General features: G+C 54.9%; 27 protein-coding genes. 19 read left to right on the plus strand and 8 right to left on the minus strand.

All coding sequences use genetic code 11. The features are described from left to right. Positions 1-15: 15 nt before the first annotated feature. The 7 genes from NYE48_RS08075 to NYE48_RS08105 all read left to right on the plus strand — a co-directional run bounded on the left by NYE48_RS08075 (position 16) and on the right by NYE48_RS08105 (position 5,072). Positions 16-378, plus strand: a complete 363-nt coding sequence (locus NYE48_RS08075) for a YtxH domain-containing protein (protein WP_036706632.1) — start codon at positions 16-18, stop codon at positions 376-378. Between the two features lie 197 nt (positions 379-575). Further along, complete coding sequence (gene racE, locus NYE48_RS08080) at positions 576-1,391, plus strand: glutamate racemase (RefSeq protein ID WP_281422512.1); 816 nt, start codon at positions 576-578, stop codon at positions 1,389-1,391. A 217-nt stretch (positions 1,392-1,608) separates the two neighbouring features. Further along, positions 1,609-2,808 (plus strand): M14 family metallopeptidase, encoded by a 1,200-nt coding sequence (locus NYE48_RS08085; protein ID WP_212951385.1) that lies wholly within the window; start codon positions 1,609-1,611, stop codon positions 2,806-2,808. Between the two features lie 137 nt (positions 2,809-2,945). Next, on the plus strand, positions 2,946-3,212 hold the full coding sequence (locus NYE48_RS08090) for a hypothetical protein (protein ID WP_036706844.1): 267 nt from the start codon (positions 2,946-2,948) through the stop codon (positions 3,210-3,212). 139 nt (positions 3,213-3,351) lie between these two features. Continuing rightward, positions 3,352-3,654 (plus strand): heme biosynthesis protein HemY, encoded by a 303-nt coding sequence (locus NYE48_RS08095; protein WP_036706845.1) that lies wholly within the window; start codon positions 3,352-3,354, stop codon positions 3,652-3,654. Between the two features lie 112 nt (positions 3,655-3,766). After that, positions 3,767-4,051, plus strand: coding sequence for a hypothetical protein (locus NYE48_RS08100; protein ID WP_036706634.1), 285 nt, complete (start codon positions 3,767-3,769; stop codon positions 4,049-4,051). 196 nt (positions 4,052-4,247) lie between these two features. Then, entirely contained in the window at positions 4,248-5,072 is an 825-nt protein-coding gene (locus NYE48_RS08105; protein ID WP_340997958.1) for an aldo/keto reductase, read from the plus strand. Between the two features lie 140 nt (positions 5,073-5,212). On the opposite strand, the gene NYE48_RS08110 is transcribed toward NYE48_RS08105, so the two are convergent. Next, positions 5,213-6,352: a THUMP domain-containing class I SAM-dependent RNA methyltransferase gene (locus NYE48_RS08110; RefSeq protein WP_340997961.1), complete on the minus strand. Its 1,140-nt coding sequence runs from the start codon at positions 6,350-6,352 to the stop codon at positions 5,213-5,215. A 184-nt stretch (positions 6,353-6,536) separates the two neighbouring features. Between NYE48_RS08110 and NYE48_RS08115 the strand changes: the two genes are divergently transcribed. Beyond that, positions 6,537-7,175: an O-methyltransferase gene (locus NYE48_RS08115; RefSeq protein ID WP_340997963.1), complete on the plus strand. Its 639-nt coding sequence runs from the start codon at positions 6,537-6,539 to the stop codon at positions 7,173-7,175. 116 nt (positions 7,176-7,291) lie between these two features. Here NYE48_RS08115 and NYE48_RS08120 read toward each other — a convergent pair whose 3' ends face one another. Continuing rightward, positions 7,292-8,503, minus strand: coding sequence for an MFS transporter (locus tag NYE48_RS08120; protein ID WP_212951393.1), 1,212 nt, complete (start codon positions 8,501-8,503; stop codon positions 7,292-7,294). Between the two features lie 204 nt (positions 8,504-8,707). Between NYE48_RS08120 and hemE the strand changes: the two genes are divergently transcribed. From hemE to NYE48_RS08160, 8 genes are all read left to right on the plus strand, one after another. Continuing rightward, positions 8,708-9,754: a uroporphyrinogen decarboxylase gene (hemE, locus tag NYE48_RS08125; protein ID WP_212951395.1), complete on the plus strand. Its 1,047-nt coding sequence runs from the start codon at positions 8,708-8,710 to the stop codon at positions 9,752-9,754. Positions 9,755-9,824: 70 nt separating this feature from the next. After that, the gene (hemH, locus tag NYE48_RS08130) at positions 9,825-10,775 is read left to right on the plus strand and encodes a ferrochelatase (protein WP_212951397.1); all 951 of its coding nucleotides are present in this window, start codon (positions 9,825-9,827) and stop codon (positions 10,773-10,775) included. 145 nt (positions 10,776-10,920) lie between these two features. Next, positions 10,921-12,411, plus strand: a complete 1,491-nt coding sequence (locus NYE48_RS08135; RefSeq protein WP_340997969.1) for a CapA family protein — start codon at positions 10,921-10,923, stop codon at positions 12,409-12,411. Between the two features lie 41 nt (positions 12,412-12,452). After that, on the plus strand, positions 12,453-13,181 hold the full coding sequence (locus tag NYE48_RS08140; protein WP_340997971.1) for a glycerophosphodiester phosphodiesterase: 729 nt from the start codon (positions 12,453-12,455) through the stop codon (positions 13,179-13,181). 37 nt (positions 13,182-13,218) lie between these two features. Continuing rightward, positions 13,219-13,833 (plus strand): fumarylacetoacetate hydrolase family protein, encoded by a 615-nt coding sequence (locus NYE48_RS08145; protein WP_340997972.1) that lies wholly within the window; start codon positions 13,219-13,221, stop codon positions 13,831-13,833. A 1-nt stretch (position 13,834) separates the two neighbouring features. Further along, the gene (locus NYE48_RS08150; protein WP_340997974.1) at positions 13,835-14,635 is read left to right on the plus strand and encodes a DUF92 domain-containing protein; all 801 of its coding nucleotides are present in this window, start codon (positions 13,835-13,837) and stop codon (positions 14,633-14,635) included. 160 nt (positions 14,636-14,795) lie between these two features. Beyond that, a complete protein-coding gene (locus tag NYE48_RS08155; protein WP_340997976.1) occupies positions 14,796-16,712 on the plus strand; it encodes an ABC-F family ATP-binding cassette domain-containing protein in 1,917 nt (638 codons plus the stop codon). A gap of 20 nt (positions 16,713-16,732) precedes the next feature. Next, positions 16,733-17,767, plus strand: a complete 1,035-nt coding sequence (locus NYE48_RS08160) for a hypothetical protein (RefSeq protein WP_340997978.1) — start codon at positions 16,733-16,735, stop codon at positions 17,765-17,767. 319 nt (positions 17,768-18,086) lie between these two features. Here the strand turns inward: NYE48_RS08160 and NYE48_RS08165 are convergent, their stop codons facing one another. The 5 genes from NYE48_RS08165 to NYE48_RS08185 form a co-directional block, all read right to left on the minus strand. After that, positions 18,087-19,124: a M42 family metallopeptidase gene (locus NYE48_RS08165; protein WP_340997981.1), complete on the minus strand. Its 1,038-nt coding sequence runs from the start codon at positions 19,122-19,124 to the stop codon at positions 18,087-18,089. A gap of 41 nt (positions 19,125-19,165) precedes the next feature. Then, positions 19,166-19,495, minus strand: coding sequence for a LapA family protein (locus NYE48_RS08170; RefSeq protein ID WP_212951405.1), 330 nt, complete (start codon positions 19,493-19,495; stop codon positions 19,166-19,168). Positions 19,496-19,571: 76 nt separating this feature from the next. Next, the gene (pepF, locus tag NYE48_RS08175) at positions 19,572-21,362 is read right to left on the minus strand and encodes an oligoendopeptidase F (RefSeq protein WP_212951407.1); all 1,791 of its coding nucleotides are present in this window, start codon (positions 21,360-21,362) and stop codon (positions 19,572-19,574) included. A 208-nt stretch (positions 21,363-21,570) separates the two neighbouring features. Beyond that, complete coding sequence (locus NYE48_RS08180) at positions 21,571-21,756, minus strand: hypothetical protein (RefSeq protein ID WP_036706663.1); 186 nt, start codon at positions 21,754-21,756, stop codon at positions 21,571-21,573. 9 nt (positions 21,757-21,765) lie between these two features. Next, positions 21,766-21,999 carry a hypothetical protein gene (locus tag NYE48_RS08185; protein ID WP_036706665.1) on the minus strand — a complete coding sequence of 78 codons (234 nt, stop codon included), beginning with the start codon at positions 21,997-21,999 and terminating at the stop codon, positions 21,766-21,768. Between the two features lie 163 nt (positions 22,000-22,162). Here NYE48_RS08185 and NYE48_RS08190 point away from each other — a divergent pair, with 163 nt between their 5' ends. Then, a complete protein-coding gene (locus NYE48_RS08190; protein WP_036706669.1) occupies positions 22,163-22,360 on the plus strand; it encodes a cold shock domain-containing protein in 198 nt (65 codons plus the stop codon). Between the two features lie 190 nt (positions 22,361-22,550). Here NYE48_RS08190 and NYE48_RS08195 read toward each other — a convergent pair whose 3' ends face one another. Beyond that, on the minus strand, positions 22,551-23,198 hold the full coding sequence (locus NYE48_RS08195) for a lysoplasmalogenase (protein WP_340997986.1): 648 nt from the start codon (positions 23,196-23,198) through the stop codon (positions 22,551-22,553). A gap of 219 nt (positions 23,199-23,417) precedes the next feature. Here NYE48_RS08195 and NYE48_RS08200 point away from each other — a divergent pair, with 219 nt between their 5' ends. Next, positions 23,418-24,449 (plus strand): tetraprenyl-beta-curcumene synthase family protein, encoded by a 1,032-nt coding sequence (locus NYE48_RS08200; RefSeq protein WP_052146766.1) that lies wholly within the window; start codon positions 23,418-23,420, stop codon positions 24,447-24,449. 19 nt (positions 24,450-24,468) lie between these two features. Further along, entirely contained in the window at positions 24,469-25,437 is a 969-nt protein-coding gene (pfkA, locus tag NYE48_RS08205) for a 6-phosphofructokinase (RefSeq protein ID WP_212953271.1), read from the plus strand. The last annotated feature ends 94 nt before the right edge of the window (positions 25,438-25,531 follow it).

The raw sequence follows: 25,531 nt of genomic DNA on the forward strand, positions 1-25,531 counted from the left end.
GGAGAGATCAGAGCGATGAAGGAAAAAAACAAAAGCTTGTTGTGGGGCGCGTTAATCGGCAGCGTGGTAGGTTCGGTCACGGCACTTCTCTTGGCGCCGAAATCCGGCAAGGAACTTCGTCAAGATATCGCTGAAGGCGCAAGAACGATCGGCACGAAAACGCAGGAGTTTGCAGGGAAGGTCAGCGAGCAGGGCGTTACCTTGATCGAAAGGGTGAAGGACACGGCCGGCAACGTCATTTCGGATATCCGCGGATGGCGCAAGACGGACGAAGACGAAGAAGAGGTCGAGCTGGCTCAAATCTCATCGATCCAGGAACGCGGCGAAAAGACCGTCGTCTCAAGCAAAGATTCGAAAGAAGACGCCGGAGAGCTGTAATCGGCAGGCGTTGCGGGCGGGTCCGTTCCCCATGGTCAGGGGATAACCGGGCCTGCTTTTGCTGCGTTTTTGCGCGGGCAGCGGCTTCCGCCGTATTTGGCATCATTAGCGTAAATGCCGGAGGTACCTTTGGCATCACCCGTTCATATGTTAGCAAATGAAAGAGCATAAATCGACAAGAAGGAAGCGGTGTGTTCGTGCAGCAAGCAATCGCGATATTAGACTCGGGCGTGGGGGGATTGACGGTCGTCAAAGAGATCATGAGACAGCTCCCACGGGAAAAAATCATTTATTTCGGAGATACCGCCCGCACGCCATACGGACCCCGTTCGTCCGAAGAAGTGAGAAAATTTACGGAACAAATCGTTGATTTTCTCAGCCAGTTCAATCCCAAGGCGATCGTCATCGCCTGCAACACGGCAACGGCCGCGGCGCTGGAATATATTTCGGAAAAGGTGCCCATTCCGGTCATCGGCGTGATTCACCCCGGTGCAAGGGCGGCCATCAGCGCCACGAAAACCGGTCATATCGGCGTCATCGGTACGACCGGAACGATCCGGAGCGGCGCGTACACGGCGGCCTTGAAGCAGCTTTCCCCTTATGTGCACGTGGTGAGCGAAGCTTGCCCCGGGCTTGTTCCGCTTGTGGAACAGGGACAATTCCGGTCGAACGAAACGACGTCCGTCGTTGAGGCATCCCTCCAAAACATGCGAAGCTCTTCGATCGACTGCCTGATTTTGGGCTGCACGCATTATCCGTTTTTGAGAGATACGATACAAGAGGTCATGGGAGAGCAGGTGAAGCTGATCAGCTCGGCGGACGAGACGGCGAGGGAGGTCAGCACGATCCTGTACGACAAGGGGCAGCTTGCAAGCAGCGACGAAAGCCCCGTGCATCAATTTTTTTGCAGCGGAGACCCGGAAATGTTCCAGAAAATCGCCAAAACCTGGTTGGGCGAGCAAATCCGGCGAACTCCCGTCGTCTGGCAGGTTTCAAAATTCATGGAAGACTAAGCCAAGGAAAGGGCTCCGGAATCGCCGCGAGCCTTTTCCTTTTTTGATTTATGGGCTTCGTTCGATCATCCCCCTTCTTGTTCGGTGCCCCCTCAAATCGAAATCAAAGCTTCGCTTGGTGGGGGCATAGAAGCATGGTCCAAGGCATCGGCGTCATAAAATCAAAAAAGCACGATCACATGCGGCTGCCGCGCAGTCCGCAGGAAAGGAAGACGCCATGCAGCAATATACCGTTAACAAAGGGGATACGCTGGATCGGATCGCCGCCAGCAGAGGGTTATCCCGCACCCATATTATCAATGCGAATCCTTGGGTTGGAGAACAGCCTTACCTGGTGCCGGGACAAATCATATTTTTGCCGTCCTCCCCGCGGAGGAGATATGTCATACAGCCGGGAGACAGCCCGGATAAGGTAGCGGCTGCTTTTCGCATTCGGGAGGCTTCCTTGCTCGAAATGAATCCCGGGCTTTCCCGCAGCTATTTTCCGGAGGGGCGGGTGCTGGTGCTGCCCCATGCCGAAAGCGACCGGATCGTCCGCCTTGAAGGAGAATACGGCTATAGGCATCTGTGCCGCGACATCGTCAGGCTGTCGGAGGCGTATCCGCGGCTTTCCTCGGGAACGATCGGCGAAAGCGTGCTGGGCAAGCCGATCCCTTACGTCAAAATCGGCAACGGGAAAAAGGTGATTCATGTGAACGCTTCCATCCATGCCAACGAATGGATCACGACCCCATGCATCATGCATTTCATAGAGGAGTATGCGGCGGCCCTGAAGTCGGGCATGCGCTGGAACGGCTACGATCCCCGCCAGTGGTTCGAGCAGTGCACCCTTTGGGTGGTGCCGATGGTCAATCCGGACGGGGTGGAACTGGTCCAGGAGGGCGTCCAGCCGAGCAATCCGTATTACGGCATGCTGACGGCATGGAATGGAGGCCGAAGCGATTACCGCCATTGGAAGGCCAACATCAACGGCGTCGATCTGGGCGACCAGTTTCCTGCCCATTGGGACGAAGAGGTCCAGCGGCGCGGGAAAAAATCCCCCGGGCCGAGGGACTATGCGGGCACTTCGCCATTGTCCGAGCCGGAAGCGGAGGCGCTTGCGGCATTTACGCTCAAAACGTCGCCGGATGCGGCCGTTTCGCTGCACAGTCAGGGGCAGGAGATTTATTGGAACTACCGCAATTACGAACCGAAGGAAAGCCGGGAATGGTCGCGAAGGCTCGGCCAGGCCAGCGGCTACCGTCCCGTGAAGCTGGAAGGCAGCGATGCGGGGTATAAGGACTGGTTTATCCAGGAATTCAGGCGCCCGGGTTTTACCGTCGAGATCGGGCTCGGCAAAAATCCGCTTCCTTTGGAGGATTTCGACAACATCGCTCTGGAAACGGGATTGGTCGTCGGCGAACTGATGTCGATATGAAAAGGTTAATGAAACATTTTCTGTAAAGATACGTATACTACAGGTGAGGAGGCGGCCGCAACCGTATCGGAGTGGTTGTCTCCTCTTGCGATGATCATGAAGGTGCCCCGAAAGGCCAGATGAAGGGAGCGGTGAGCATGAAATGGAGAAAGCTGCTGTCGATCAGGCGCCTGTCGCATATGCCCGGCCAATTATGGATGTATCTCACATCCCCGCAAGTTTCCTTTGTGGACAAGCTTCTTTTTTTGGTTCCGGTCGGGCTGTATTGGGTTTTGCCGGACGTGATGCCTTTTGTCCCGATCGACGATATCGGCGTCACGCTTATTGTCATGGGCTGGTTCGTCGCCCGAATGGAACGGAAGTATCCGTCCATCAAGCTGCCTCCGCCGGGGGGGAACCGCTGAAGCAGTCCTTGCGGGCTTGCGCGGATTCTTTTAAGATAAAAGGTACATGCAGCGGCGCGCCAGCCTGGCGCCGGCCGGCATGTTGCTGTTGATTGGGCAATATGATTTTATCCTCAGGAACGGGAGATGTCGTGAAGCGATGAAATGCAAAATTACGCGCAATGCGGCCAAAGTGCTGCAAAAAGAACTGGATAAAGAGGAAAACCGCGATCTGAAGCTTCGCGTGCTCGTCACGCATGCCCACGGAGATCACGCCCACTATGGATTGGATTTGGACAAGCCGGGCGAAAACGACGAAGTCGTCAGCACGGACAAAAACATCGATGTGCTGCTGGACCGGAACGAGCCGATGCTGGACGGGGTCAAAATCGATTATTTGTATTTCCCCGAGGAAGGTTTCGTCATCACCAATCCGTCGAAGGGCAATCGCGGCGACCATTAAACCGCGGTGGTTCCGGGTTGCAGGAAAAAGAGGGCGTCACGCATAGTTCCTCGCGCGAAGCTCCATCCTATAGGGTGGATAGCAACTTTTCGAGTGAAGGAGAGAGCAGCCCATGGCATCCAGATACGATTCCAGCCTGCAATCGCAAAATCCGATTTCCCAAGCCCAAAATTCCGTGGAGAAGCTGCATTATGCGGTGTCTCAAGCGATGTCCCATCCGAACGAACGGATGATCGAGCAGGCGCAAAACCGTCTGGCCCATACGGAACAGGCCGTACGCCAAGCGGGCAACAGCCTGAACGGACAAGCCGTGGAATTGGCCGAAGAAATGCTGGCAGAGGAAAAAAGCCGTCTGGCTTCCCTTACGTCCCGCCAGCAAGGAGAACAAACGAAATAAGTTGCGTGTCTAAAATCCTGCGAAGCCCAGCTTTGCAGGATTTTTTATACAGGATTTTTTTAAGCATAAACTAGTCCGCAGGAGGACTCATGCCGGCCGGCACGAAAAGGAACGGCTTTTATTGGAAGCGGACGGGTGTGCTATAATGGACATGCATTTACGATAAAATTGTTTAAGGGGAAGGAGCGGATCCAACATGAAACATATTGCCGACCGCACGACGCTGAACAATGGAGTCACCATGCCATGGTTTGGCTTTGGTACATATCAGGCCAAGGGCGACGAAGTGTACGAAGCCGTCAAGGTTGCGCTGGAAGCGGGATACCGGAGCATCGACACCGCCGCCGTCTACGGCAACGAGGAAGAAGTCGGCAGGGCGATTGCCGACAGCGGCGTCGCCAGAGACGACCTGTTCGTAACGACGAAGGTCTGGAACGACGATCAGGGGTACGACTCCACGCTGCGCGCTTTCGAAGCAAGCCGGAAGCGGCTTGGACTTGACGTGATCGACCTGTATTTGATCCACTGGCCGGGCAAGGATAAATTCAAGGACACCTGGAAAGCGATGGAACGCCTTTATGAAGAAGGCAGCATCCGCGCCATCGGCGTCAGCAATTTCCATGTTCACCATCTGGAAGAGCTTCTGAAGGACAGCCGCGTCGTTCCGGCGGTCAATCAGGTCGAGCTTCACCCGCGCCTGAGCCAGCGTCAGCTTCGGGAATACTGCCGCTCGCACGGCATTCAGATCGAAGCCTGGAGCCCGCTTATGAAAGGAAGATTAAGCGATAACGAGACGCTGCTGGAGATTGCCGGGAAATACGGCAAAAGCCCGGCGCAGGTCATTTTGCGCTGGAACCTGCAAAGCGGGATCGTGACGATTCCGAAATCCGTGACCCCTTCGCGCATTCGGGAAAACGCGGACATTTTCGATTTTGAGCTGACTTCGTCCGAGCTGGAACGAATCGATGCGCTGAATGAGGATCAGCGGGTCGGAACGAATCCGGACGAGCTGATGTTTTAAGCAGGGGACGTTCGCATTGAACGGACGGTATCCATAACATTGTTTTTTTGCAGAAAAACCCCGGACCTTCTTCTTTCGGAAGGAGGCCGGGGTTTTGGCGTGTTTCAAGGTTTGGCGCGAACCGTTTGTCCGCGTGGAGATTAGGGCTTGCGCGGCGGAAGCGGGCCGAAAAACTGGTAATATTGGCATTCGATCCGTCCGTTATACAGCTTGCGCCGTTTATCCGCTTTCCGTCCGAAATAATGCTCGAACTGCTTCGTCGGACTGATGGCAAAAAAGGACCAGGTCGGCAGCTGGGCGGCGGTAAAGCCGAGCTGGCGGATCATTTTTTCGACTTCGTCTTTTTCGCTCAAGCGTTCGCCGTAAGGCGGGTTCGTGATCAGGCAGCCGTAGTCGCCCTCGGGTTTGATTTTGGCGGCGGGCAGGACGTGAAACGCGATATCGCGCCCGAAGCCGGCGCTTTTTGCGGACGCTTGGGCGATTTCGATCGCCTTCGGGTCGATGTCGCTGCCGGTAAGCTGGAGCGGCTCATCGTCGCGAACGGCATCGAAGGCTTCCTCCCGGGCTTCGCTCCAAAGCCGCTCGGGAATGATGCGCCAATGCTCGGAAGGAAACGAACGGCGCAGTCCTGGCGCGATGTTCCAGCCCATCATGGCGGCCTCGATCAGGATGGTGCCCGAGCCGCAGAACGGGTCGTACAGCGGGCGGGAAACGTTCCAGCGGCTGAGCTGGAGCATGGCGGCGGCCATCGTTTCCTTGATCGGCGCTTCCGTCACGAGTTTGCGGTACCCGCGTTTATGCAAAGCCGGACCCGTCGTGTCCAGCGTCAGGAGCGCGACGTCTTTGTGCAGGTTCACTTCGATGACGTAACGGGCGCCGTTTTCCTGGAACCAGTCCGTGCGGTAACTTTGCTTGAGCTTCTCCACGATCGCTTTTTTTACGATGCCTTGGCAGGCGGGGACGCTGCTCAGCTGCGAGTGATGCGAGCGCCCTTCGACGGGAAATTCCCCGTCAACGGGAATCCATTGCTCCCAGGGGAGCGCTTTGGTTCCTTCGAACAGCTCGTCGAAGGTTTTGGCCGGAAACTCTCCCATTTTGACGAGGATCCGGTCCGAGGTACGAAGCCACAGGTTGCAGCGGCAGATGTCTTGCAGATCGCCGGCGAAGGTAACGCGTCCGTTTTCGACCTCCATGTCGCTGTAACCCAATTCTTTAAGTTCGCGCGCCACGATCGACTCCAGGCCCATCGGTGCGGTAGCAATCAATTGCAAGCGGGACATAAGCTTTTTTTCAACTCCATTTTCGTCAGGTGCGATTCGTATGTAACCTAAGTACCGGCTGGGCCGACGGAATTGGATTGAATCCCTCCAATTTCATTCTATAATAGTATAGGGTAACGCAAGGCGAGACACAAACCTTTTAAGGCTTTCGATTTTTGAATGCGAATGTGAGGAGAATTAATGTATGAATCCTGAAGAATACGCGGACCGTTTTCTTGAAAATGATGAGCTGCTGGCCCGCGTCCAACAAAATATCGCGGATCGAGGCATGCCGGCCATTTCGATCGCGCCGGGATACGGACGTCTGCTGACGATGCTGGTGGCCGCGACCAAAGCGCAACAGGTGCTGGAGATCGGGGCTTTGGGCGGCTACAGCGGAATCTGTCTGGCCCGAGGATTGTCTCCGGAGGGACGGTTAACGTCGCTGGAGCTGAAGCAGGACTATGCCGACCTGGCGTTAGCGCATCTCACGGAAGCGGGATTTGGCCATCAGGTCGAATTCAAGGTGGGGCTGGCGGCGGAAAGCCTCGAACAACTGAAGCAGGAAGGCCGGACCTTCGATTTCTTTTTTATCGATGCCGATAAGGAGAATTATCCGGTATACCTTGAATATGCCATCGAACTGGCCAATCCCGGGGCGATCATTGCCGGGGACAACACGTTTTTGCGCGGCAGAACGCTGAACCCGGACAAAAACGGGCCTTCGGTGCAGGCGATGCGCCGTTTCAACGAGCTGATGGCGACCGATGAACGACTGATCGGCACGATTTTGCCGGCGTACGACGGATTGGCCGTAGCGATGGTGAAGCCGCGTCAGCCTTAAATCCGCGCAGGCCAAAAAAGGTGGGCAGGATAGATCCTGCGCCACCTTTTTTTCGAATGCCCGCCAAAACCATCGGACGGTCTTTTACGGGGACATGCCGGATTTGCCGGTTCCGATTACCGGAACTGCGGCGAATTGCCTTTCTTATACAGCTTAAGCCGCACCCACACCATGTTGAGCAGAAGCAGGCATCCCGATATGATAAACAATCCCTCGATGCCGATAAAGCCGGATAAAAATCCGCCGACGAGCGCGCCCAGCATGTTGCCGAGCGCCAGCGTGCTCGTGTTGAAACCGAAGGCCCGGCTTTCCATGCCGTCCGGCGTGTACGAACGGATCAGCGCATTGACGCTCGGGAGCAGGCCGCCCATAAAAACGCCCATCAGGAAACGGACGATGATCAGCTGCCATACCGATTGGACGAAGGCCTGCGGAATCAGCATCACTCCGGCGCCGATCAGGGCATAGGTCAAAATGCGGTGCGCCCCCACTTTGTCGCTCAGCTTGCCGAGAATCGGCGAGGTGATCATGTTGGACAAACCGGTGACGGCGCTGACCATGCCCGCCCAGAAGGCCAAATTCGCGGCGGATGCATGCAGCTTCTCGACGTACAGCGGCAGCAGCGACATCGGGCTCATCATCGCAAACTGCAGCAGGAAGGTCACGGCGAACAGGGCCGGAAGCTGCGGGATTTTCGTCAGCTCCTTGAAGCCGGCAAGCACGGACGCCTGCGGGATTTTTGCCGCTTGTTCGCGGTTGAAATTTTCTTTGACCAGGAACAGGGCCAGCAGGGAAGCCGCAAAAATAAGTACGCCGATGATATAGAAAATAGGACGGAATCCGAACAAATCCGCAAGGCCCCCGCCGATCAAAGGCCCAAGAATGGTTCCCGCCACCGAGCCGGACTGCATGATTCCCATCGCAAAACCCATCCGTTCTTTCGGGGTCGTACTGGACACCAGCGAAATCGAAGCGGGGTTAAAGCCGGAGATCGTTCCGTTCAGCAGCCGGAGCAGCAGCAGCTCCCAAGGGGTGCGGGCAAACCCCATCAGCGTGATGACGATCGCCATGCCGAAGCCGGAGCGGAGCAGCATGATTTTCCGGCCGTACCGGTCGGCCAGCTTGCCCCAAAGCGGCTGGAAAATAAAAGACGTCATAAAGTTGGCGGCAAAAATCAAACCCGCCCATAAGCCGATCTCATGCTCGCCCCGCACGCCCAGATCTTTCGCCAGATACAGGGACAGGAACGGGGTGATCATGGTCATTCCGGAGTTGACCAGAAACTGGCCGATCCAAAGCACAATCAAATTGACTTTCCACGATTTCAATGTGCTTTTCACTTCCTTTCTCTTGTGACTGCAAATTCAGCATGAAAAACACAGGTTATTCCAGTATAGCATATTTACCCAAAGGACCATGTCACAGTTGTCATACTATTGTCACCCGAACGGAAAGACATCCGGTTGTTACCGACTTTTAAAAAGGGCATAATATAGATTAGAGAAATTCTAAAAAACATTGGAGGCCCCTTCATGACCTACAACGATACGCTCATACGCGCCAGCTACAAGCAGGAAACGGATCATGTTCCTGTCTGGTATATGAGGCAAGCGGGCAGGTACGACCCTGAATACCGCAAAATCAAAGAGAAATATTCGCTGCTTGAAATTTGCCGGCAGCCGGAGCTTGCGGCCGAAATCACGATGATGCCCGTACGGAAGCTTGGCGTGGATGCCGCGATTTTGTATTCGGACATCATGAATCCGGTCGCTTCGCTCGGCGTCGATTTCGATATCGTCAAAAATATCGGTCCCGTGATCGATAACCCGATTCGGAGCAAGGCGGATGTGGAGAAGCTTCGTCCAATCGACGTGGACAAGGACTTATCCCATATCATGGAAACCATTCGCATCCTCGACAAAGAGCTTGAGGTGCCTCTCATCACGTTTGCCGGAGCGCCGTTTACGATTGCGAGCTACTTGATCGAAGGCCGTCCGTCCAAAAGCTATATTTTGACGAAAACGCTGATGTACAGCGAACCTGAAGTGTGGAAGCTGCTGATGGATAAGCTTGGCGATATGGTCATTACATATGTGCGGTCCCATATCGAAAACGGCGGCAAAGCGTTCCAGCTGTTCGACAGCTGGGTCGGAGCGCTTGCCCCGAAGGATTTCCAAACGTATGTCCTGCCTACCATTACCCGTATCTTTGCCGAACTTTCGGATTTGAATGTACCGAAAATATATTTTCCGGGCGTCAGCTCCGGCGAGCTGCTCCCGACGCTGAAAGAGCTTCAGGCGGACGTCATCGGGCTCGACTGGCGGGTATCCATCGCGGAAGGCCGCAAGCGCACGGGCGGCAAATTTGCGGTGCAGGGCAACCTGGATCCTTATATTTTGACGGCCCCTATGGAAACCATTAAACAATATGCCAAGGAATTGATTGATGAAGGGATCCGGGAGCCGGGATATATTTTCAACCTGGGGCACGGCCTGTTCCCGGAGGCATCGCTGGATAAACTCAAGGAATTGACGGATTATATTCATGAGTACTCGGCGGCGGCGTTAAAAAACAAGTAAGATTTCGCATGAAATCCTATATAGAGCGAAACCATCAAGTTCAATATTTAAGTTAAGAGGTGACTGCTTCGTGAAAACCAAAATCGGCGTTCTCGTCATGTCCTACGGCACTCCGGAAAGCATGGAAGGCATTGAGGCATACTATACGCATATCCGCCGCGGACATGCGCCATCCCCCGAGCAGCTGGAAGAGCTGTCGGATCGTTACAAAGCCATCGTGGGCGGCGTGTTCCCGCTTCGCGAAAACACGAACAACCAGGTGGAGAACCTGCAGGAAGCGCTGGATACGGACAGCCGTCTGCTTGACGTGGAATACGTCTGCTATCAAGGGCTGAAACACGCGAGTCCGTTTATCGAAGACGGCGTGGAGCAGATGGCCAAAGACGGCATCAAAAAAGCGGTGGGCATCGTGCTGGCCCCCCATTATTCCACGATGAGCGTCGAAAGCTACGTCAAACGCGCCCAGGCCAAAGCGGACGAAGTCGGGGTCCAATTCACTTTCGTCAAAAGCTATCACCTGCATCCGCAGCTGATCGAAGCGTTCAGCCGCCGGGTGAACGCAAAGCTCGACCTGTTCAAGGAAGCGGGAGCCGAACGCGGCGAAGTCCGCGTTTTGTTCAGCGCGCACAGCCTTCCGGAAAGAATTTTGAGCATGGGCGATCCGTACCCGGAGCAGCTGCTCGAGACCTCCCGGGCCATTGCCGAACAGACTGGCGTTACGTCCTGGCAGTTTGCATGGCAAAGCGCCGGGCGCACCGCCGAGCCGTGGCTTGGTCCGGACATCCTCGATACGCTGCGGAACCTCAGCAAAGAGCAGGTCAAAAACGTGCTGGTCGCTCCGATCGGCTTCGTATCCGACCATCTCGAAGTGCTGTACGACTTGGATATCGAAGCCCAGGAAGTCGCCAAAGAGCTGGACATGCGCCTCATGCGCATCGACATGCTGAACAGCGACCCGCTGTATATGGAGACGCTGCGCGACGCAATCGTCGAACAGCTTCAAAAATCGAAATTGGCCTAAAACGGGACATCGTTAAAGGAACCCTCCGCTTGCGGGGGGTTCTATTTGCTTCTGAGGGCCTGATATAATAGTATGGATTCTGGAGGAAATCTACTAAAAATTAGGATTTTCAAAGATTCCAAACTGTTTATTTTAAGGAGGAGCGATGTATCCGCCGAGATCACAGAAGAAACGTTCCGGCTCCAAAAACCGGAAGCTGAAGCAGAGGCGGGTGTGGCTGACCGTCAATGCCTGTCTGCTTATGATGATTGTCGTTTTACTTGCCGTTTATTTTCTTGCCGATCATCGGCAGAGTGCGGCCGGGGTTCCGCCGCAGGAACCTGCGCCCGCCAATACGGAGCTACACGAATCCCCGCCCGAGGGTCACAAGGAGAACGGCACGCCGCCGGATGCAGCGGCCGATGACGACAAGGACAACCCGAACGGTGAACATTCCGATAAAGCCAAGGACTCGGTAGGGGAACAAGGCGAGCCGGAAACCAAACCGCAGGAAACGAAACCCGAGGGAACCGAGCGGGCGGAACAGAAACCGGCGAAAGAGCCGCAGGGCGACAGCATGAAGCCGCCGGCAGGGCAGGCCGAAAAAAATCCTCCCGCCGATGCCGCGGAAAAGAAATCCGGCGCAAAAGACGCCGGCCAAGAGGACTCCGACGCGCCGAAGGGACATAAGATAGTAAAGGATGACGGCAAATCCGTCACGATCCATTTTGTCGGCGACATGATATTTTCGGGCAAAGTGGAAACGCTGCTTGAGAAAAAAGGCTATTCATACCCGTTTGCTTATTTGGGAGACATGTTCAAAAAAGACGACCTGACGCTCGGAAATCTCGAAACGCCGGTGACGACGGGCGGAGTAGGCGCAAAAAACAAGCAGTTCGTGTTCAAGTCTTCGCCGAAAGCGCTGGAGGCGCTGCGGGCCGCGGGAATGGACGCGGTCAATCTCGGCAACAACCATATCCTCGACCAAGGCGAGATCGGTTTGCTGGACACGATCAAATATTTGGACCAAAGCGGCATTCAGTACGTCGGGGCCGGCAAAAACGCGGACCGCGCCTACCAACCGATGTATTTCAATCGCGGCGGCATGACGATTGCCGTGATCGGCGCAAGCCGGGTATATCCGGAAACCAACTGGGCGGCGGGAGCAAACAAGCCCGGCGTAGCCAGCGCATACGATAAGGCGTCGCGCGTCATTGCCTCGATCACCGAAGCCCGCAAAAAAGCCGACCTGGTCATCGTCATGGTGCATTGGGGGATCGAACGCGCCCTCACGCCGAATGACATTCAGAAAAAGCTGGGGCATGATTTCGTCGATGCGGGAGCCGATTTGATCATCGGAGGGCACCCGCATGTTCTGCAAGGGTTGGAGCAGTATAAAGGAAAATGGATCGCTTACAGCACGGGGAACTTTATTTTCACGAAATCGGGCACGCCGTCGACATGGAAAACGGCCGTGTTTCAAGCCCGTTGCAAAACATCCGGCTGCAGCATGAAGCTGGTTCCTTACCATGCGGAGCTTGGGCAGCCGGTGCCTATGAACGCGCAGGAGGGCGGCCGCCTGATGAAAGAGCTGCAAAATCTATCGATCGGCGGCGTCAAAATTTCAGCGGACGGAGTCGTCACGCCGGGTTCATGAGCGGACGGCCTTCGGACGCCGACAAGTTTGGGGGGAGAAGGTTGAACAATCTGTGTGTGGCCCACCGCGGTTTTTCCGGCAAAGCGCCCGAAAATACGATGGCGGCTTTTCGGATGGCCTTGGCCGAACCTTATGTTCAGTGGATGGAAATCGATACCCAACTTACGATTGACGGGATTCCCGTGGTCATTCATGATTTCAGCCTGGACCGGACGACGACGGGCACCGGCAAGGTCAAGGATTATACCTGGCAGCAGCTTCTCCGGTTCGACGCCGGAAGCTGGAAAAGCAGGGAATACCATGGGGAGCGCATCCCTTCCCTCACCGAGGTGCTTCACCTTTGCTGCGGCCGGGTCCGGCTGAACATCGAACTGAAAACTTCGGGAAACATGTATCCGGGCTTGGAGCAGGCGGTCATCGAACGCGTCGCTTCATACCATATGGAGCAGGATGTGGTCCTGACGTCGTTTGACGCCGGAGCGCTCCGGAAAGTAAAGGAGATCAACCCGGATATCCAAACGGGACTCATCATCGACGCCAAACCCAAGGATCTCGTGGAACGGCTGCAGTCGCTGGGTTGTTCCTTCCTGTCGATCGGCTACCCGAATTTGGATTCCGAATTGTTTCAAAGACTGAAGTCGGCGGGCATCGAGGTCATGGCCTGGACCGTCGACGATCCGAAGCGAATGAGACGGATTGCCGATATTTCTCCGGAAGTTTTGATCTGCACCAACCGGCCTGACGTATGGAAAAAAACGTTTATCCGCTAAGCATCATCCTATTTTAACTGCAAAGGAAGAGATCACGATGATTCGAAACGTATATTGCGTCGGACGAAACTACAAACTCCACGCCGCCGAACTTGGCAACGACGTGCCTGAGGAGCCGATGATTTTTTTGAAACCGTCCCATGCGGTCGTACGCCTGGAAGGGCAAACGCTTGAGCTGCCGCAAAACAAAGGCGAGGTCCATTACGAGGGGGAGCTGGTTCTCCGCGTGAGCCGCGCCTACGAGCCGGGCGTAAAGGTGGACGACCTGGTGGACCAAATGGCCCTGGGCATCGACTTTACGCTGCGGGACGTGCAGACGGGGATCAAGAAAAAAGGGCATCCGTGGACGGCGGCCAAAGGTTTCAAAAATTCCGCCCCGGTGTCCGGATTCATCGGATTTCCCGGCGCCGAAGCGGCGGGGAGCGAGGATTTCACGGTACATAAAAACGGCAAGGAAGTGCAGCGCGGAAATATCAGGGAGATGATTTTTCCGTTGCAGGAAATCGTCGATTACATCGGCACGCATTACGGGCTTGGCGAAGGGGATGTCATTTTCACGGGCACTCCCGCGGGCGTAGGCCCCTGCGCTTCCGGCGATGCCTTCGAGCTGTACTGGGGAAACCGGCTTCTCGGAAGCTGCGTGATCGGCTGACATGGTTTGGCTGATCGGCGCGCTTTGCGCCCTCGCCGTCGCCGGGGCGGCTTACCGGAAAAGGTCGCTCACGCTTTCCGGCGCCGCCGCCGCGTTCGTCATGGGCACGATTTATTTTGGAGCGGGCAACCTGCTCTGGTTCGGCATTCTGCTGGTGTTTTTCGTCAGCTCTTCGCTGCTGTCGAAATTCAAGCAAGCCAACAAAGCAGAGCTCGAAAAATCGTATGCCAAAACCGGGACGCGGGATGCAGGCCAGGTTTTCGCCAACGGCGGCGCAGGCATGCTGCTGTGCCTGTTCCATGCGATTTGGCCCCATTCCGGCTGGATTTATGCGTTTATCGGCGTCATGGCGGCCGTCACGGCCGACACCTGGGCGACGGAATGGGGAGGGCTGAGCCGCAGGCCCCCGCGTTCCGTATTAACCGGAAAAATCGTTCCTCCGGGAACGTCGGGCGGCGTGACGCTGATGGGAAGCTCCGCGGCAGCGGCCGGCGGTCTCTTGATTGCGCTGTTCGGGTGGTTGTTCGCCTTGTTGTCCGGAACGGACGTTTTCTGGGGCGGCTTGTGGCTTGCTGGGCTTACCGGCGGACTAGCCGGCGCGTTTTCCGACTCCTTCCTGGGAGCGACCGTACAGGTGATGTACCGATGCCCGGTATGCGGCAAAGACGTCGAGGTGCTTGAGCATTGCGGGCAACCGACCCGCCGGATTCGCGGCTGGAGGTGGATGAACAACGACGCGGTCAATTTCATTTCTTCCTGCATCGGCGGCCTTGCAGCCTGGCTGCTGGCGTTGGTTGTCTGATCTGCTCCATCTTTCAAACGATGCAAAAACCGTCCCTTCCGGACGGTTTTTTTGGTTCCATGTACGGGCGGTGAACGTACCTTTTGTTCCTATCGGACCGGACCGTATGCTAAAATAGCAATATGCTTTTCAATTTCAGAGATAAGTAGGGAAAAACGATATGAACATCATGACCGTTGAACATATATCCAAAAGTTACGGCGAAAAAGTGTTGTTTAAGGATGCCTCGTTTGGCATGGGGGATCAGGATAAAATCGGCATCGTCGGCGTCAACGGAACGGGGAAATCCACGTTTTTGCGCGTCATTGCCGGTTTGGAGCCGCCGGACGAGGGGAGCATCTCCCTCGGAAATCAGGTGAGGGTGCGTTTCCTGGCGCAAAACCCCGATTTTCATCCCGGCAATACGGTCCTGCAGCAGGTGTTTGAAGGGAATGATCCCAAGCTGAAGGTCGTTCGGGATTACACGGAAACGATGGAGCTGCTGGAGCTGAATCCGGCCGATGAGGCGCTGCAGGAGAAGCTGCTGAAGCTGAACCAGCAAATGGACGCGCTGCAGGCATGGCAGATGGAAAGCGAAGCCAAAACGATTTTGTCCAAGCTGGGGATCACCCGTTTTGACGCGGCCATGGGCACGTTGTCGGGGGGACAGCGCAAACGCGTCGCCTTGGCGCAAGCGTTGATCGAACCGTGCGAGCTGCTCATTTTGGACGAACCGACGAACCACATCGACAACGATTCCGTCGTTTGGCTCGAGCAGTATTTGCAGAAGCGCCGCGGCGCGCTGCTGATGATCACGCACGACCGCTACTTTTTGGACCGGGTGGCCACCGTGATGCTGGAGCTGGATCAAGGCCGTTTGTTCCGCTACGAGGCCAACTATTCCAAATTTCTTGAGCTGAAGGCGGAAAGGGAAGAACGGGAGGAAGCATCGGAGCAAAAAAGGCAAAACCTGCTGCGAAACGAGCTCGCCTGGATTCGGCGCGGAGCCAAAGCAAGAACGACCAAGCAAAAGGCGCGGATCGAGCGTTTTGAAGCGCTGAAGGAGCAGCAGGGGCCGACGCGCAGCGGCACGATCGAAATGTCGGCGGCTTCGGCGCGTTTGGGGCGCAAAATCATCGAATTGGAGCACGTGGGCAAAAATGCAGGCCCCAAGGTTTTGATCCGTGATTTGAACTACATCAGCGTGCCGGGCGACCGGATCGGCATCACGGGGCCGAACGGAAGCGGAAAGTCGACGCTGCTCAACCTGATCGCCGGCAGGCTGGAGCCGGACGAGGGGGAGATCATCACGGGTCCCACCGTCAAAATCGGCTATTTCACGCAGGAGCATCAGGACATGGACGGCAGCATGCGCGTCATCGAATACATCAAGGAGGAAGCGGAGGTCATCCGCTCCGAGGACGGGAGCAGCATTACGGCGTCCCAGATGCTGGAGCGCTTTTTGTTCCCGCCCGCGATGCAGTGGACCCCGATTTCCAGATTGTCGGGCGGGGAAAAACGCCGCTTGTATTTGCTGCGGGTGTTGATGTCCGCGCCGAACGTGCTTCTTCTGGACGAACCGACAAACGATTTGGACATCCAAACGCTGGCCGTGCTGGAGGATTATTTGGACGATTTTCCGGGCGTCGTGTTTGTCGTATCCCATGACCGGTACTTTTTGGACCGGACGGTGGATAAAATTTGGGCTTTTGAGGGCGACGGACGGGTGCGCGTTCATGTCGGCAATTTTACCGAATACAGCGAATGGATGGCTAAAAACGCCGAACCTGCCGCCGCGGAACGCAAGGCGGAGAAGGTTACCGCGCCGCAGGCGGCCGCGGCGGCACCGCGCGAGAAGCTGAAATTCAGCTATAAGGAGCAGCGCGAATACGAGCAAATCGACGGCCTGATCGAAGCCTGCGAGAATAAACTGGCGGCCATCCAGAGTAAGATGGAAGAGGCCTTCGCCGACTCGGCCCTGCTTCAGGAGCTGCTTTCGCAGCAGCAGGAAACCGAAGCGGAGCTGGAGCACCTGATGGACCGCTGGACGTATCTGAACGAGCTGGCGGAAAAAATCGAAGCAAGCAAAAACGGCTAAATTGCAATAGGCGGTGACGCATGGGGATTTTTCAAAGATGGTTTAAAGGACGGAAAAAAGAACCTCGCCGTTCCCTCGGCAGTTACCCGGGGAGCGCTTTTGCCGATGATGCTCCCGAGGGAGCGGGATTCCGGCAGCATGAATTCCTTGCCCCGATCCAAACGCGGTTGGACGAGGTGTTCCTTAAGCATGAAGAATATTGGGCCAATGTACGGTCGCGGTTCCTCGCCGAACATCCGGATGTTTCGGACGCGATGTATTCCTGGCTGCTCCTCGAGTTCAAACGGTTCTTGGCGATGAATGTTTTTCTCAAAAGCGTCGGCATGTACAGCTCCATGGTCGATGAAATCTGGCATTCCGCCCTGCTTTTTTCCCGCGAATACCAGCAGTTTTGCCATGACCTGTTCGGGGAAATGATCCATCACGCGCCCCATACGGGCAAATCCGCGAAACCGGGGGAGGCGGAACGGGCCCAATTCGAGCTGGTGTACTCCGTTTTATTTGAAATCCATACGGAAAGCACCATCCTTCTTGGGAGCTTCGGGCGTAAAAAACTGGACCCGGCGTTGGCGAACCATGCTCTGGCGGGGGACCATGATGTTTTGCTTGAACGTTACTTTAAAAATCATCCGTCATATGTTTATCACACGGCCGTGCAAGAGCTTGTAAACCATATCATCCACGTCGTCCAAAACCGGGAGGAGCTGCAAAAACGGATGCCAACATCGCCGTCCTCCCAAGCGAAGGCGGGCCGGCCATCCGGGCTGGGGAAAAATTCTCAAGCAGCCTCCGGTTTTACCTCCCAACAAACGGATTCATATGCTTATGGCGGCAGCGACGTAAATACGCTCATTCTGCTTGATTTGATCGACGGGGACGCCAGCGGCGGCGATTCGGATTGCAGCGGCGAGTCTGCTTGCAGCAGCGAATCTTCTTGCGACAGCGATTCGTCCTGCGGCAGCGATTCCTCATGCAGCAGCGACTCCTCGTGCAGTTCGTCGTCATGCAGCAGTTCATCCTGCAGCTCATCTTCGTGCAGCAGTTCATCCGATTAAAAACTCGATCCGGTATATTGAGTGAGAGAAACACGACGGTATTCTCGTGTACAAACTCGGCGATGGAGCTGAAATTCGTCGGTCCGCATCCAAACGCAGCGACTGGACCACATGTCCCGGGATTCGCCAAGAGCCGTGGCGCCAATGGCCGGTCCGGCAACTAACGGAAGACGGATGACGCGCGTTTCGCCCAAGAAACAAAAGGCTGTTCGATCAAGTCGATCGAACAGCCTTTTTTGTCGATATGAACATGCGTTGAATGCAGGAGAGACCATTCCAGCGTTCCGATGGAAGCCGCCGGGCTTGGCATTCACGCCGATTAAGACTGCAAATAGGCCGCCAGCAGTTTGGCCGTATTAAACACGGCCGTTTTGTGCGTGCGTTCCATGGCATGGGAGGCATGCACGCCCGGGCCGATCAGCGCCGCCCGGATATTGTTGCCGGCCGACAACGCGGCGGAGGCGTCGGAGCCGTAGTGCGGATATACATCGACGGCATAAGGGATGCCTTCGGCTTTGGCCAGCTCGATCAGCTTGCTCGTCATGTCGTAATCATATGGGCCCGAAGAATCTTTGGCGCAAATGGAAACGTCGGTTTCCTTGCAGCTGAGATCGTCGCCGATGCAGCCCATGTCGACGGCGATCATCTCGTCGATGTCGGAAGGGATATAGGCTGCGCCGTGACCGACCTCCTCATAGTTCGAGATCAGCAGCTTCACATGATGCTTCGGCTTCCAGTTTTCGCGCTTCATCGATTCGAGCAGGCCGAACAGCGCAGCCACGCTGGCCTTGTCGTCGATGTGGCGGGATTTAACGAACCCGCTTTCGGTGATGACCGCGCGGGAATCGAAAGAAACGAAGTCGCCGACGCCGATGCCCAGCTTCAGGACATCCTCTTTGGATTCGACGAGCTCGTCGATGCGGACTTCCATGTTTTCTTCCTCGCGTTTGAAGTCGCGGGCATCGTCGTAGACATGCACGGAAGGATGCGTGCTCAAAATCGTGCCCGTATACGTTTTGCCGCTGCGCGTATGGATGACGCAATATTCGTTTTCAATGCTTTGCAGCATAAAGCCGCCGACGCGGGTCAGGCGGAGCCGGCCGTCGGATTTGACGGCGCGGACCATGGCCCCCAGCGTGTCCACGTGCGCGCTGAGCCCGACCGTGCGGGAGGGGTCCTCGCCTTCCACTTCAAGAATCGCGCCGCCCTTTTGGTTCCAGGACAGCTTGACGCCGAGGGAGGCCGCTTCCTGCTCCACGAGTTTCAAGGCCTGGGCGGTAAAGCCGGTGGGGCTTGGCGTGTCGAGCAGTTTTTTCAAAAACGTTAATATGTATTCTTCGTTCGGTTGGATTGACATGCAGATGTCCTCCTTATTTCATGGATGAAGATGATAGGTTCCTACGTAGGCAGTTCGCCTTCATTTTTTTCTTTGCCGCCGGTTTGGATTTCTTCCGGGGAAGGGGGCGTATATCCGGTTTCGTTTTGAATATGCGTCAGCTGGGCGGTCAAAAGCTTGATTTCCTTTTGCAGCTTGTACTGCCTGAAGATTCCGTAAGAGCCGACGATGATGCCGCCGATCAGCGTGCAGCCGACGATGAGCAGGATGAGCGGGATGTCGACTTCGCTGAACATAAAATTCACCCGGACAGGATCCACGTTAATGACGGCAAACACCGCCGTAATCAGCGCAAACACCAATCCGGCAATCAGCGACCATTGGATTTTCATGCGAAAGATACCTCCTTCTTAAAGACAGTATAAAATCCCTTGACCTGCAAGGACAAGGGATTTTATGCCAGATGCGTTATTTCGTCATTTGCTCCAACTGCTCGATGACATTTTCAAAGACGCTCATCGCTTCGCGGATCGGCTGCGGCGAAGACATGTCGACGCCGGCTTTTTTCAGGATGTTGATCGAAAAGTCGCTGCCGCCGCTTTTCAGGAAGCCGAGGTAGCGGTCCACCGCGGGCTGGCCTTCCTCCAAAATTTGCTTGGAGAAGCTTGTCGCCGCCGAGAATCCGGTCGCGTATTTGTATACATAGAAGCTGTTGTAGAAATGCGGAATGCGGGCCCATTCCATTTCGATGTCCTTGTCGACGACCATGCCTTTGCCGTGGTATTTCACGTTCAGGTCGTAATAAATTTCCGAAAGCGCCTGCGGCGTCAACGCTTCGCCCGATTCGGCGCGCTCATGGATGAGCTTCTCGAATTCGGCGAACATCGTTTGACGGAATACCGTCGTGCGGAACTGGTCGGCATAGTAGGTCAGCAGGTACATCTTTTCCTTCGGATCGGTCGATTTTTTGAGCAGGTAATCCATCAGGAGCGCTTCGTTGGTCGTCGAAGCCACTTCGGCCAGGAAAATGGTGTACTGTGCGTCGCGGTACGGCAGCGCGTTGTCCGAATAATAGGAATGCAGCGCATGGCCCATTTCGTGCGCGAGCGTGAACATGCTGTTCAAGTTGTCCTTATGGTTCAGAAGCACGTACGGATGGGTGCCGTAAGCTCCCCAGCTGTATGCTCCGGTGCGTTTGTTTTCGTTCTCGTATACGTCGATCCATTTGTTGTCGAAACCTTCCTGCAGCGATGCCAAATAATCGTCGCCCAGCGGTTTGAGGCCTTCCTTGACGGTCTTTTTCGCTTCGTCGTACGTGATGTCCATTTTGTATTCGTCCACGAGCGGAGCGAACAGATCGTACATATGGAGCTCGTCGACGCCGAGCAGCTTTTTGCGCAGGTCCATGTATCTGTGGAGCAGCGGCAGGCTTTCATGGATCGTGTCAATCAGATTCGTGTACACTTCCTTCGGAATGTTGTCGCCGTAAAGGGACATTTCCAGAACGGAAGGGTATTTGCGCACGTTCGCGTAAAAGATGTTTTTGTTGACGTTGGCGTTCAGCGTAGCGGCGATGGTATTTTTTTGCTTGGCGTAGGTATCGTACACCGCTTTGAATGCCCGCTCGCGCACCTCGCGGTTCGGGTTCTCCAGGAACTGGATGTAGTTGCCGTGGGTCAGCTCGACTTCCTTGCCTTCTTCGTTTTTGATCTTCGGAAACTTCAGGTCCGCGTTGTTAAGCATGCCGAAAATCGTTTGCGGCGCCTGCGACAGGTTGCCGACCTGGGCGAGCAGCGCTTCTTCCGTTTTGGAAAGCACGTGGGCTTTTTCGCGCTTCATTTCGGTCAGGGTGAATTTGTAAGGCGCGAGTACGGGATCGGCGATAAACGCGTCCAGCTTTTCGTCCGGCAAGGACAAAATTTCCGGCGTAACGAAAGAAAGGGCTTCGCCGACCTGCACGTTCAATTTTTTCGCTTTCTGGGATAATGCCTGGTATGTAGGGTTTGCTGTATCTTCGTCATGGTGCAGGTGAGCGTATACGTAAAGGCGTTCGGTTTTGAGGGAAATGTCGTCCTCAAGCGCAAAACAGTCCTTGACCGCGTTCGCGTTGTCGAGCTTGCCTTGGAATTCGGCGATCTTTTTCAGCTCCTGCTGCAGTTCGGCATAAGTTTGGTCCCAGGCTTTTTGGCCGTCGAACAAATCCTCCACATTCCATTTATGTTCTTCGGCTACCTCGGAACGCTTCAATAATTTTTCCATGGGAATCCTCCTTAAATGTTGGGATGAAAAAGCATGGGTTCCATTTGACGAAACCGCTGGAGGAAAGCAGGAAGCCGCCCCCACGACTAAGGTGAGCAGCGCGGCGATCCTGATCGTCTTGTTGAAGTTCACTACCAGGGGACCTCCTTATAAAGGAAAGATGTCCCTTAGTATGAACTTTTCCCCGCGATAATATGAAACCTTTCCTTCAAGGGCTGGAACCCATGGTAAACAGATTGTATACAATAAGGATAAAGGCAATCAGGATCATGACGGCCGCAGTGCCTGCCATGCCCCGTTTCAGCCTTGGCGGGACCGAGTTTTTCATCAGGATGAGCACGGCTCCCAGGCAAAAGGCCGAGATGATGTAAATAAGGGTGCTGTTGTATTCCATTTTAAGGGTTTAGACTCCTTTAAAGGCGGCCATGATGGAGCGCCATTCTTCCATGTTGTCTTCGTACTCCTCTTTGGGGAACCGGGATTCGGCCCATTGCATGAGAGCCGGTCGGCTCATGAAGGTATGGGTTTCCTCGCCCCATTGATCGGAAATCTCCCGAAGCACGATGTAGCGGCCCTGCACTTCGACGGTCATCATGTTCCATTTGTCTTTTTTGTATATTTCGTGTTTTTTGATCATATGCATTCTCCGTTTGCTCTTTTGGTAAAATGATACCTTAGAGGAAGCTACAAAAGCAAATGAAAAAGTGCAATTTCGCAAAAGATCGATTGCATTGTCAAGAAGCATGAAGTATAATGTACTTATTCGCCACATATGGCGGTATTTTTAGGAGGTTGTTCATTTGAAAGGTACAGTTAAATGGTTTAACGCAGAAAAAGGCTATGGCTTTATTCAAGTTGAAGGCGGCGAAGACGTATTCGTGCATTTCTCCGCAATTCAAGGCGAAGGCTTCAAAACTTTGGACGAAGGTCAAGAAGTTGAATTCGAAATCACTGAAGGCAACCGTGGCCCTCAAGCTGCAAACGTAACTAAATTATAAGATCAACTCCGTTTTATGGATTTCTGTGAATTACGATTTTCGGCATCGGCTGAAATGTCGTAATCGCATGAAAAACTTCGGAAGTAGCGTCGAACCGACGTTTTCTTATAGCTTTGGTTAAAAAAAGCCTATAAAGCACAGTTCTCGAAAGAGAGCTGTGCTTTTTTTGGTTCGGCTTAGGGAGTTCCGGCTATTGAATCGTGACGTCCCGTTTGCCGTGCGCTGCTCCGGATTGATGCCGTATGCTGCCGGCAAACAAAAATTGCGCGACATAGTAGGTTCCCATAATCAGCACGTCCGAATAAGCGATATCCGAAACGAACATGTTCCAGGAGAGGATGGAGTCGCTCACGATAAACAGCAGCGCCCCCGTCCCGCATCGCCAGTTTCCCGTCATGACGGCGAAGAACCCCATGAGCATGATGACGGCCACATATAAAAAGACCGGAACGACCAGGTCTCCTTGTCCGCCGGAGGTCAAGCCGCCATGCAGCTTCCAGCCCATAAACGCGGCATAACCGGCAAGCGGAAGCGCGAAGCTCAAACGAAGAGGCGAATATGTCCATCGTCCTAAAAAAGCGGACAGGTAGAACAGATGCCCGATCAGAAAAGCCGAAAGTCCGACGACGAAAAAACGGAGCAAACCGTCTCCCAGCATGCAAAAGAAAAGGCCGGCTGCGGTCAGGCAGGCGTATTTCCTGTCGGAGCGGGGGAACTGCAGCCAAGCGTAAACGATAATGAGTGCCATGGGAATCAGCTTGAACAGCAGTCCGTGCAGCAAAAAAACATAAAGCAGCCCCGCCAGCAGGATCAGAAGCGGGAGCGATTTTTTGGCCAAGCGGCATACCTCCCTCGCAAAAACGGATTTGGTTGAAATATAAGCGTTTTCATTGAAAATAAAGGCGTTGAACGTGATCTAGTTTATTTGTACTATTTTAAGGTCCATATTATAATAAGAAACATTAGGATTGACACAAGTAGACAACAATGTGGAGGCACCGTCTTGAATGAAAATAGGCAAAGTCAATATCAAGTTCCCCGGAACCCTATAAGCTTGATGGGACGAGTGTATAAGCATATTCTGCCTGAAGTGCGGAAAGAGCTGAACGGATGGCGGAGTCTGGCGAAAAAAATACCTGACCCGGAACTGCGGAAACAAGCGCTTGCCAGCATCGAGACCAAACAATTTCATTGCGAGGGCGGAGGCGTTTATGCCGCGGTCCCGCTGCCGGACAGGCTGATTCTAACGAAGCTTATCGTCGCCTACCAGACGATCAGCGACTATCTGGATAATCTATGCGACCGCAGCACCTCCATGGATCCGGAGGATTTTAGGCTTCTCCACCGGTCCATGCTGGATGCTACCGATCCGGAGGCAGAGCCGGTGAATTATTACGCGCTGCGCCTGGAGCAAAACGACGGCGGTTATCTGCGCAGCCTGGTCACGACATGCCAGGACTGCATCCGCCAGCTCCCCGGCTACGCGTCCGCCATGCCCTATGTTCGGGATCTGGCCGGCTTGTATACCGACCTACAGGTCTACAAGCATATCCGGCCCGAACTAAGGGAGCAGGCATTGCTGGAGTGGTGGGAGCAGCACCGTGAACGAACCCCCCATCTCCAGTGGAACGAATTCGCCGCGGCTACGGGGTCGACGCTGGGCGTATTCATGCTTTTTCTTGCCGCAAGTGACCGGCACTTGAGCGATGCGGCTGCGGCCTCCATTCATGCGTCATACTTTCCACATGTTTGCTGTCTGCACATTATGCTGGATTACCTGATTGATCAGGAAGAGGATCGGCTTGGCGGAGACTTGAACTTTTGCAATTATTATGAATCTCCCGAAACCATGCTGGACCGGATCGCCTTGATCGTCGGATTGGCGCGAAAGGATGTTCAGGCCATTCCCGTTCCGCCGTTTCACCGGATGATTATTGAGGGATTGTTGGCCATCTATTTGTCCGATCCGAAAGTCAGCGAGCAGCAGGAAGTTCGCTCCGTGTCCAAGCGCTTGATGAAGGGAAGCCCGCTGACCCGGCTCTTTTTCTTCGTCAACAGCCGCTGGATCCGCAAACATTTGTATGAGTGATTACGAGGAGGAATTTTTCATGACAGTGAAAAAGATTGCAGTTCTAACCAGTGGCGGGGACTCCCAAGGGATGAACGCGGCCGTTCGTGCGGTTGTCCGCAGCGGGCTTTATTTTGGGCTTGAAGTGTACGGCATTCAACGCGGCTACCAGGGACTGCTGAACGACGACATTTTTTCGATGGATCTGCGCAGTGTAGGCGACATCATCCACCGCGGCGGAACCATCCTGCAATCTGCGCGCTGCAAAGAATTCATGACGCCCGAAGGGCAGCAAAAGGGTGCCGAAATCCTGAGAAAACGCGGCATCGACGGCCTGGTCGTCATCGGCGGGGACGGTTCTTACCACGGAGCCAACAAGCTGAGCAAGCTGGGCATCAAAACGATGGCCCTGCCCGGCACGATCGACAACGACATTTCTTTCACGGATTATACGATCGGCTTTGACACCGCGGTAAGCATCGTCGTGGACGCCGTGAACAAACTCCGCGACACGATGTCTTCCCACGAGCGTTCCTCCATCGTCGAGGTCATGGGCAGACATTGCGGGGACATCGCCCTTTATGCGGGCCTGGCTTCGGGCGCGGAAACGATTCTCGTGCCGGAAGTTCCGCATGACATGGACGAAATTACCGCACGGATGGAGCAAAGCTTCGCGCTTGGCAAACGCCACAGCATCGTGATCGTGGCGGAAGGGGTCGGAAGCGGCGAAGACGTGGCGAAGGCGCTCACCGACCGCTGCCCGACGCTCGAACCGCGCGTGACGTGCCTCGGCCATATCCAGCGCGGGGGAACGCCGACGCCAGCCGACCGGAACCTGGCCAGCCGCCTTGGCGATTTTGCCGTGCGCAAGCTGATCGAAGGCGAATCCGGCAAAGCCTGCGGCATCATCAAAGGCGAACTTGTTCTGACGGACATCGACAAAGTCGTCAACACCAAAAAAGAATTCAACATGGAGCTTTACGAGCTGGCATCCCGTCTTTCGCAATAATGACGGGGGTTGGCGGCAAAACCAAAAAGCCGTCCCGCAGGTCAATCGACCCGGGACGGCTTTTTCTGTTCGCTTGATCGCAGCTCATGGATGG

Origin of the sequence: Paenibacillus sp. FSL M7-1455, assembly GCF_038004655.1 — a bacterium.
Classification (GTDB): Bacteria; Bacillota; Bacilli; order Paenibacillales; family Paenibacillaceae; genus Paenibacillus_AQ; species Paenibacillus_AQ cookii.